We start from the raw sequence: 8,270 nt of genomic DNA, 5'->3' as shown, positions 1-8,270 counted from the left end.
GCACCTCGACCGGCGCGCGCTCGCAACCGGCCAGCCACGGCCAGGTGGCCAGCGCGCCGCCGGCCGCCAGCAGCGCACGGCGTGCGGCACTCACTGGTGGACGCGGCCCCATTCCTCTTCGAAGGTGTGCACCAGCCCCTGGGTGCTGAGGCGGTTGGGCTCGGCGGGCACGCGGGCCATGTCGGGCGGGAAGTCGAACAGCGCGGGCAGGCCCTCGACGGTCAGGAAGCGCAAGCCCTCGGGCAGTCGGCGCGGCGTGGCCAGCGGACGTTGACCGGCCAACACGAAGCCCCATTCGCCGAAGCTCGGCACGTGCGCGTGATAGGGCGTCGCCTGCAGGCCCACGGCCTCGATGGTGCTCACCACCGTCCAGAAGCTCTTGCGCGCGATCAGCGGCGAGGTGGTCTGCACCACCGCGTAGCCGGAGGCCGCGAGATGGCGGGCCATCAGCGCGTAGAAGCTGGTCGAGTAGAGCTTGCCGATCGCGTGGTTGCTGGGGTCGGGGAAGTCGACCACGATCACGTCGAACAGCGCGTCGTGGCGGTCCAGCCAGCCGAAGGCATCGTCGTTGACGATCGTGAGCTTGGGCGACTTCAGCGCCCCGCCATTCAGTGCGATCAGCAGCGGTTCGGTCGAGAACAGGCGCGTCATCGCCGGGTCCAGCTCGACCAGCGTGACGTGCTCGACCGTCGGGTGCTTCAGCACCTCGCGCACCGCCATGCCGTCGCCGCCGCCGAGCACCAGCACCCGCTTGGGCGCGCCATGCGCCGCCATCGCCGGATGCACCAGCGCCTCGTGGTAGCGGTACTCGTCGCGCGAGTGGAACTGCAGGTTGCCGTTGAGGAACAGCCGCACGCCGGCCGCCCCCGACGTGACGACGACGCGCTGGTAGGGCGAGCTCTGGCTGAAGACGATGCGGTCGCCGTAGAAGCGGTCCTCGGCCCAGGTCGTGAGCCGGTCGGCCCCGATCAGCGCAGCACCGAGCGCCGCGAGCACGGCAGCGCAGGCCAGCGCATGCGCGCGCCAGGCCCTCAGTTCGGCCCGGAAGAGCCACAGCGCCCACACCGCGACGGCGACGTTCAGCAGGCCGAACACCACGCCGGTGCGGACCAGCCCGAGCTGCGGCACGAGCAGCAGCGGGAAGGCGACCGACACGGCCAGCGCACCGAGATAGTCGAAGGTCAGCACCTGCGACACCAGGTCCTTCAGCGCGTAACGCTCGCTGAAGTGGCGCTTGAGCAGGCGCATCACCAGCGGGATCTCCAGGCCCACCAGGATGCCCACCGCCAGCACCAGCCCGTAGAGCAGGGCACGGAAGGGCGCGACCGCGCTGACCGGCAGCAGGCTGTGCGCGACGAACAGCGCCGCCGGCATCAGCCCGCCGATCAGGCCGACCAGCAGCTCGATGCGCAGGAAGTTCGCGACCAGTTGGCGCTCGATGTGGCGCGACAGCCAGGAGCCGATGCCCATCGCGAACAGGTAGGCGCCGATGACGGTGCTGAATTGCAGGACCGAGTCGCCGAGCAGGTAGCTCGCCAGCGCCCCTGCTGCGAGCTCGTAGACCAGGCCGCAGGCCGCGACGACGAACACCGAGGCGAGCAAGGCCACCTCGGCCGGCCGCACCGCTGCTGCGGCGCGGCCGTCGGCCGCGCCATCGAGTGCCGCCGGTTCGCTCACGCGCCGGCCGGCTGCGCCGGTGCGCGCGGTCAGCCATGGATCGCCGCGGCGACGATCAGTCCGATCGCCAGGCACATCGCCGCCACCACCAGCGCCAGCGCCTTGTTCTGCTTCTCGACGATCTCGGCCCACAGGTCGTAGGGCGTGAGCTTGTCGATGATCACGAAACAGATCCAGAACACCAGCACGCCGATCAGCGCGAACAGGATCGAGCCGAAGAAGACCCCTGGCCTCAGCCACTCCAAACCCATCATGATGCGTCGCTCCTGTGTTGATGAATCGAGGGCAGCTTACTTGTGCCCGCCGCCACCGGTGCTGAAACCGCCGTAGGACCCGCCCGAGCTGCGCACGCCGCTGCCGCTGTTGCGCGCGCAACTCTGATACTCGTTGCTGGCCTCGCCGTAGGTGCGGCGCAGCTCGCTGCAGTCGTCGCGGCCGCAACGCACCATCGAGAAGACGACCACAACGAACAGCAGGAAGAGGAACAGCCCGGCCATGCCGCCGAAGCCCTTTGTCGACACCGGCTTGGCGTCGCGCTGCAGCGCGGCGCGCTGGCCGTCGTCGAGCTTGAAGGCCTTGAACAGCAGGTCGGCGTCGAGCGCCGCGCCGGCCGACCAGGTGACCTCGCGTCACCGCCCTCGCCGGTCTGCTCGCGGTTGAGCTGCTTGCCGCCGGGGCCGCGGTAATCGGTGTTGCGGGTGCGCTCGCCGCGCGCCAGCCGCCAGTAGAACTCGCCGAGCACGTAGGTGATCTGGCCGCTGTAGCGGTAGATCTCGCGGTAGCTGTCGCCCTGCCAGCGGGCGGTGGCGCCGCTGACCTGCGGCGCGCCGGTCAGCGGCCGCACCCAGCTCCAGCCGTCCTCGGCATCGACCAGGAAGGCGAAGCCGGCCTGGCGGTTGTAGAGCAGGTACTCGCGCCAGAAGCTCTGCTCGTCGTCGCCGGCCTCGGGCAGCGTGCAGCGCTCGACGTAGCCGACCACCTGCCAGGGGAGCGGCCCGCCAGCGCCGAGGGTCAGCGTGCCGCTGCGGCCCAGCGCGATCAGCGGCTCGCCGCCGGCGACGCCCGGGGTGTCCTGGGCGTAGTGCTTCAGGTCGGCACCCGCGCCCTGCGCGCCGGGTGCGCCCAGATCGACCACCGCATGGCACTGCGCGCAGACGATCGACTGCGTGCTGTCGAGCTGCACCGCCACCGACGCACCGCAACTCGGGCAGGCGAGCGTGCGCCCCTTCAGATCGCGCGTGCTGCCGTCCTCGCGCAGGCCCGACAGCGTCAGCTCGGCGAGCTGCAGGCCGCGGCCGACGTACCAGCGCGGCGGCCGGCCTTCGCTGGCCGGGCCGTAGTCGATGCTGGCGACCTCGCCGCGCGCATTGCGCAGTTCGGCCACGACATAGGCGCGCTCCAGCACCGGCACGAAGGGCAGCTCGCCCTCGGCGGCCCCCAGCCTGGCTGTGGTGACGCTGGCGACCGACCAGCTCTCGCGGCCCAGCACCTGCTGCGCGCCAACGCGCAGCGCCTCGGGCGGCGGCAGGGCCTCGGGTGGCGCCGGCGCCTCGAAGCCGAAGACGTAGCCCCCGTTGTCCTCGCTGAGCCAGCCGGAGCGCGGCGCGGCGTCGGTCGGGTCGGCGCTGTCGAACAGCGCATGCCATTCGTTCCAGCTGCCGCCCGCATAGCGCACCTGCAGCCGGCCGACCAGCGTGAACGCCGCACCCTGCCAGCGCCCGGCGGTGCCGAGCTGCAACGGGCTGTGGTCGTCGAACAGCTCGGCACTCTGGCCGATGCGCCGCAGCGCGTCGCCCTCGCGCAGCAGCGTGCTGCGGCAGTAGCTGCAGACGGCCAGCGCCGACGCGGCCGAACGGAACTCGACCGCCGCGCCGCAGTTGGGGCAGGCGGCGCGGTAGGCGCGCTGGGGCGAGGGATCGGTGGCCAAGGCTCAGCCGTGTGAGTCAGGGCCCGCCATCACCTCACACCAGCTTCTTCAGCAGCTCGGCCTTCTTCGCCGCGAACTCCTCGTCGGTGAGGATGCCCTTGGCCTTCAGGTCGGCAAGCTTCTCGATCGTCGCCATCACCTGGTCGGGCGCGATCGCGGCCGGCGCGGCGGGGGCCGCCGCCACGCCGCCGCCCTGCAGGCCCTGCTGCAGGTTCTGCGCCAGCACCTGACCGAGCGCGACGCCCGCGCCCAGGCCCATCGCGTCGCCCGCGATACCGCTGCCGCCACCGGCTCCGCCGCCTTCGGCGAACTTCGGGATCGCCTGCGCCGTCTGGTACTGCATGAACTTGCCCATGTCGCCGCCGACCATGCCCATGCCGATCTTCTGGTCGAGCACCTTCTGCAGCTCCTCGGGCAGCGAGACGTTCTGCACCGTCACGCCCTCGAGCTTCAGGCCGATCTTCTCGAAGGCCGGCGCGGTGACGGTGGCGAGCTGCTGCGCGAACTCGACCTGATTGGCCGCCAGGTCGAGGAAGGGCACGCCGCTGGAGGCCACCGCGTCGCTGATGTGCTGCAGCATCAGCGCGCGCAGCTGGCCGTCGAGGTCGGCCACGGTATAGCGCTCGCGCGTGCCCGAGATCTCGGTGTGGAACAGCCTGGGATCGGCCACGCGGTAGGCGTAGTTACCGAAGGCGCGCAGGCGCACCGCGCCGAAGTCCTTGTCGCGGATCGTCACCGGCTGGGTCGTGCCCCAGCGCTGGTCGATCTGCTGGCGCGTGCTGAAGAAGTACACGTCGCTCTTGAACGGCGACTGGAACAGCTTGTCCCAGTTCTTCAGGTAGGTCAGCACCGGCAGCGTCTGGGTGGTGAGCTTGTACATGCCGGGGCCGAACACGTCGGCCACCTTGCCCTCGTTGACGAACACCGCCATCTGCGATTCGCGCACCGTCAGCGAGCCGCCGTACTGGATCTCGTTGCCGGCCATCGGGTAGCGCCAGGCCAGCGTGCCGTCGTCGCCCTCGGTCCATTCGAGGATGTCGATGAACTGCTTCTTGATGAAATCCATCAGCGCCATGGGGAACCTCCAGTGAAGCGGGTTGCAGCGAGGGAAGCGAACACAATAGCGGCGGGATCATAGACCGCGGTCCGGGTCGCGCCGCCCCTCTTCCGGGGGCGTGCCGGCTGGCCGCCAGCAGGGCGGGTCATGGCAGCAGAACTTTCACTCGCGGTGGTCGGCGCCGGTCCGGTGGGGCTGGCGCTGGCGCTGCACGCGGCGCGCGCGCTGCCTGAGGCCCGCGTGCACGTGTTCGACGCGCGGCCCGCCGACCTGGACGTGTCGCGCGATCCGCGCACGCTGGCGCTCTCGCTCGGCAGCGTGCAGGAGTTCGAGCGCCTGGGCGTCTGGCCGAGCATCGCGCCGGCCAGCACGGCGATTACCGCGGTGCACGTGTCGCAGCAGCAGCCCGCGCTGCTGCTGAGTGGCCTGGCTTCGGTGCTGCGTCTGCCGCCACCCGAGCTGCTGCTGACGGCGACCGAGTGCGGCGTCGACCAGCTCGGCGCAGTGGCCAGCTACGGTGCGATCGTCGCGCCGCTGCAAGCCGCCTGGTTCGAGGCCGTGGCCAAGGAGCCGCGGCGGCTGTCGGCCCGCTTCGGCACGCCGGTCGCGGCGCTCAAGCCGGCTGCGGGGGGTGTGGAGGTCGACGCCGGCATCGCCGAGCTGCACGACCTGGCGGTGGTGGCCGAAGGCGGCGTGTTCTCGACGCAGGCGCGCAAGGCACTGGCGCACGACTACCGCCAGACCGCCTGGGTCGGCCAGGTCACGCTGGCCGGCCCGGGCGACCCGGCGACGGCCGGCACCGCCTACGAGCGCTTCACCCCGCAGGGTCCGGCGGCGCTGCTGCCGCTGCCGCCGCTCGATGGCGCCGCGCGCGCGGCGCTCGTATGGTGCGTCGATGCCGCCGACGACCCGGTGCACGATCTCGACGACGCGCAGCGCCTCGCGGTGCTGAACCAGGTGTTCCCTCCTCGCGTCGGCCGCCTCGTGGCGATCACGCCGCTCAAGCGCTTCGCGCTCGGGCTCAATGCCGAGCGCACGCTGGTCGAGGGCCGCACGGTGCGCATCGGCAATGCGGCCCAGACGTTGCACCCGGTGGCCGGCCAGGGACTGAACCTCGGGCTGCGCGACGCGCATGCGCTGGTCGCCGCGCTGCAGGCGGCACCGGCCGCGGCGGGCGACTTCGATGCCGTGCTGAAGCGGGTGGAATGGCAACGTGCCCCGGATCGCTGGGCGCTGATCGCCGCCACCGACTTCCTGGCCCGCAGCTTCACCTGGCCGCTGCCCGGCCTGGCCAGCGCCCGCGGGCTGGGTCTGGCGGCGCTGCAGGCGTTGTCGCCGGCCAAGCGACTGCTGGCTCGGCAGATGATGTTCGGCTGGCGCTGACGCGGCCGCGTGCAGCGGCGCTACAGCACGCGGTGCTGCAGCGCAGGCAGTTGCGCGCGCACCTGCGCCATGCGGGCAGCGTCGAGGCTCGCGATCACCACACCCTCGTCCTCGGCCTGCACCGCCAGCACGTCGCCCCAGGGGCCGACGATCATCGTGTGACCCCAGGTGCGGCGGCCGTTCTCGTGGCGGCCGCCCTGCGCCGGCGCCAGCACCATGCACTGGTTCTCGACCGCCCGCGCGCGCAGCAACAGCTCCCAGTGCGCCTGGCCGGTGGGGTAGGTGAAGGCGGCCGGCACCAGCAGCAGGTCGCAGGGCGGCACGCAGAGCGCGCGGTACAGCTCGGGAAAGCGCAGGTCGTAGCAGATGCTGAGGCCGACACGCCAGGTGTGCCCGGCGCGGTCGGTGAGCGCGAAGGCCACCGGCGTGGCGCCCGGCAGCAGCGTGGCGGCCTCGTCGTAGCGTCGCTCGCCGTCGTCGAAGCGGAACAGGTGGACCTTGTCGTAGCGCGCCACGCGCCGGCCGTCGGGGCCGAACACTAGCGTGGTGTTGTGGGCCCGGTCGCGGCGCCCGTCGATGCGCAAGGGCAGCGTGCCGCCCACCAGCCACACGCCGCACTCGCGGGCAGCGGCGGCCAGCAGGTCCTGGATCGGGCCGCTGCCGTCGGCCTCGGCCACGTCGAGCTTGTCGGTGTCGCGCTGGCCCATCAGGCAGAAGTACTCCGGCAGAGCCACCAGCTCGGCCCCGGCGTCGGCCGCCCGGCCGATCAGCGCCCGGGCCCGCGCCAGGTTCTCCGCGACGCGCGGCGTGGACACCATCTGCACGGCTGCGATCTTCATGGCGACTCCTTGGACGCCGGCGCCGAGGCCGCCTCGTCGGTCGGCACCGCGTCGCCGAGTTTGCGCTCGATGCGCTCGACCTTGGGCTCGGCCCACGGTCCGGTGACGTGGAATTCGCGCGTGCCCGCGTTCATGATGGGCCGGCGCAACAGCCACTGCGCGACGAAGCTGCCCAGGCCGACCGCCGGGTTGATGGCCGCCACCGCGAGCGAAGCCGCTCCGGCATTGATCTCGGGCACCACCCAGACGCGCAGGTCCTGGGTCTCGTGCTCGACGTCGGCGCTGCCTTCCATCAGCACCACGGCCTGCACGCCGCGCATCCGCAGGTTGCGTGTGCTCGCCACGCCCTGCGCGATGCTGACGTCGCCGGTGATGTTGTCGAACACGAAGCCTCGCTCGAACACGTCACGGAAATCGAGCAGCAGGCGACGCGGCAGCGACTGCAGGCTGAGCACGCCCAGCAGCTTGGCCATGCCGGGATCGGCCTGCAGGAACTGCCCTCCCTCGACCGCCACGCGGACCTGTCCACCCAGGCTGGCGTAGTCGATCGCCAGCGGCGAACCGAGCCAGCTCACCTGTCCGGCCAGCTGGCCCTTGGCGCCGCGCACCACCTCGCCCTGGCCGAGCCGTGCGAGCAGCGCGCCGCCGTCGGCGATGTCGAGCTTGAAGTCCATGGTCGCTCGTCGCCGCGCCGCCGCGCCGGGCGCGGCCGCCGACCAGCGGCCGCTGGCATTGAGCTGCGCCTCCGGCGTGACGAGGCGGAACTTGCTCAGCCGCCATTCGCGCGCCGTCTCGCCGGCTTCCGCCTCGCGGTTCTGCGCCTCGATCTCGACCCGGCCGAGGCGCTTGCCGCGCAGTTCGAAGTCGTCGATCACGATGTCGAGCGCCGGCACGCTGGCCGGCGAGGCCTGCTCGAGCAGCGAGCTGACCGCGTCGGCTTCGCTCTTGGGCAGGGACAGCCGCGACAGGCGCGCGTGGAGACGGCCGGCACCCTCGGTCGCGGCGCGGGCACCCCCGGGCGGGCGGTACTCGGCGTAGCCGTTGAACTCGGTGGCATCGAGGTTGGCGCGCCAGGTGGCGTCGTCGACCGCGACGCCGCGCGTCAGACCGACCACGACCTCGTGCAGGTGCCGCCCGCTGGTGACGAGTTCCTTGGCCCGCAGCGCCACCGTGGTCGGCGCGTAGCCCATGCCGCCGGGGCCCGCCAGCGCAGCGCCGCTGCCGCCGCTCCAGGTCTCGGCCACCTTCTGCCAGGCATCGAGGTCGAGGTAGGGCAGGTTGAGGTGGGCCGCCACGCCCTCGCCCGGCTGCGGCATCGCATCCTGCACGCCGATGCCGCCGCGCAGCACCCGGGCACCTTCCGGACCCAGCTCGCGCCACCAGGCCG

At 72.1% G+C, this 8,270-nt stretch carries 7 protein-coding genes; 1 reads left to right on the top strand and 6 read right to left on the bottom strand.

The genetic code is table 11. From position 1 onward, the window contains the following. Nucleotides 1–90: 90 nt before the first annotated feature. From x551_RS15385 to x551_RS15370, 4 genes are read right to left on the bottom strand one after another with little or no spacing between them, the layout of a single operon-like run. Nucleotides 91–1,677, bottom strand: a complete 1,587-nt coding sequence (locus x551_RS15385; RefSeq protein WP_036249306.1) for a polyamine aminopropyltransferase — start codon at nt 1,675–1,677, stop codon at nt 91–93. 29 nt (nt 1,678–1,706) lie between these two features. Beyond that, nucleotides 1,707–1,931: a DUF350 domain-containing protein gene (locus x551_RS15380; RefSeq protein WP_036235278.1), complete on the bottom strand. Its 225-nt coding sequence runs from the start codon at nt 1,929–1,931 to the stop codon at nt 1,707–1,709. Next, a complete protein-coding gene (locus x551_RS15375) occupies nt 1,928–3,604 on the bottom strand; it encodes a DUF4178 domain-containing protein (protein WP_051512066.1) in 1,677 nt (558 codons plus the stop codon). Before x551_RS15375 ends, x551_RS15380 begins: the two co-directional genes overlap by 4 nt. A gap of 34 nt (nt 3,605–3,638) precedes the next feature. Next, nucleotides 3,639–4,679: an SPFH domain-containing protein gene (locus x551_RS15370; protein WP_036249303.1), complete on the bottom strand. Its 1,041-nt coding sequence runs from the start codon at nt 4,677–4,679 to the stop codon at nt 3,639–3,641. A gap of 129 nt (nt 4,680–4,808) precedes the next feature. Between x551_RS15370 and x551_RS15365 the strand changes: the two genes are divergently transcribed. Further along, the gene (locus tag x551_RS15365) at nt 4,809–6,044 is read left to right on the top strand and encodes an FAD-dependent monooxygenase (RefSeq protein ID WP_036249300.1); all 1,236 of its coding nucleotides are present in this window, start codon (nt 4,809–4,811) and stop codon (nt 6,042–6,044) included. A gap of 20 nt (nt 6,045–6,064) precedes the next feature. On the opposite strand, the gene x551_RS15360 is transcribed toward x551_RS15365, so the two are convergent. Together x551_RS15360 and x551_RS15355 are read right to left on the bottom strand one after the other, a co-directional pair. Further along, nucleotides 6,065–6,883 (bottom strand): carbon-nitrogen hydrolase family protein, encoded by an 819-nt coding sequence (locus tag x551_RS15360; RefSeq protein WP_036235276.1) that lies wholly within the window; start codon nt 6,881–6,883, stop codon nt 6,065–6,067. Continuing rightward, a partial coding sequence (locus x551_RS15355) for an AsmA-like C-terminal region-containing protein (RefSeq protein ID WP_036249297.1) occupies nt 6,880–8,270 on the bottom strand: 1,391 nt, incomplete at its 5' end. The genes x551_RS15355 and x551_RS15360, both read right to left, overlap by 4 nt.

It is taken from the genome of Methylibium sp. T29 (assembly GCF_000576205.1).
Lineage (GTDB): Bacteria > Pseudomonadota > Gammaproteobacteria > Burkholderiales > Burkholderiaceae_C > Methylibium > Methylibium petroleiphilum.
Note: the sequence above shows the minus strand (reverse complement) of the source record. Positions and strands in the feature narration are given on the sequence as shown.